The 1,193-nt window shown below is 31.9% G+C and carries 1 protein-coding gene and 1 riboswitch; the gene reads right to left on the reverse strand.

Features of this window, described 5'->3' with window-relative positions; translation table 11 throughout:
- Positions 1 to 212 precede the first annotated feature (212 nt).
- A riboswitch (cyclic di-GMP riboswitch) is annotated at positions 213 to 297 on the reverse strand.
- A gap of 603 nt (positions 298 to 900) precedes the next feature.
- Positions 901 to 1,193: NAD(+)--rifampin ADP-ribosyltransferase (gene arr, locus V7164_RS25610; RefSeq protein ID WP_335355650.1), on the reverse strand; the 293-nt coding region annotated here is incomplete at its 5' end.

The raw sequence follows: 1,193 nt of genomic DNA on the forward strand, positions 1-1,193 counted from the left end.
GTCCTAAAATAACTATACAGTTCTATTAACTAAAGAAAACTCGCCGCTTGGCGAGCCTTAAATTGCAAAATAAGAAGTCTAGTTGCAATTATTACACCGATTTCAGGAAAATAATATGGTGTTAACGCTGACTAGGGCATTCTATCCATCGTTCTTTGACGCGCAAAAAATCCACCTATAAAAGGTGGATTAAATTAACAAATATCCATCTTCATCGTAGCTCGGCCATCTTAGCAAAAATGCCTTAGATCCGTAGCTTTGCGTCCCTACCTTTCGATAGGTTTGCCATTATGTATATTTACTCACTCCAAGTATAACATCAAAGCTTTTGAGAACCAATTCCTTTATTATAAAATATTATATGATAATAAATATGAAGGGGTATTCTTTCAATTCTTAACAACATCCAAACTGTCATATTTCGCAAAATATTTTCTGAAGTTGCTGCTGCATATTGCAACTGAAATCAAAAAATGGTTTATCCATTTTAAATTGGCACTGATAATAATAGTTATAAATTATGCTATGATAGGTAACTTCTTAAGGGAAGGAACTAAATTATGTGGAAGAATTATATAAAGACGATATCAAAGTTAAAGCACAAGTAACTAATGATGAAATATCTTATGAAGACTTCAGGAAGTAAAGCAAATAAGAAAAGCCCTCAATTATTTAGTAACGGGTTCGGATGACAGGAAGAAAACATTAAATAACAACCTGATTGGGGACGCAATTCATATATTAATTACCGTCCCGTTTTTTGTTTATATATCAATGCTTTGTTAACTTTTAACACAATAATTGGCATATCAATTCGAATGCAATTTGGAGACACCGCATTAATTTATGCGGTGTTGTTAATATCTGTGCTAAAAATGTTGCGAATTGTATACTTAAGGATTAATCGTATATTACAGCATTTCCTTGTTCACGTAACTTTTTTAATGATGAAAGCATATGATTTATTTCTTCATCGGAATGTCTTTCCCATGAACCTAATTCAGCTATTATTTTCAAAGGAGATTTAGACCTATAAGAACGTGTTGGGTTTCCAGAAAATCTTTTGTTAGTTAAGTTCGGATCATTTTCAAAATCACCTAATGGTTCTACAATATAAATTCTTTCCTTTGATTTAGATGTTGCTAATTCAGCACCCCATTTAGCAGCATCTAATGTTGCAGTAAAATATATAT

It is taken from the genome of Bacillus sp. JJ1474 (assembly GCF_036965225.1).
Taxonomy (GTDB): domain Bacteria; phylum Bacillota; class Bacilli; order Bacillales; family Cytobacillaceae; genus Cytobacillus.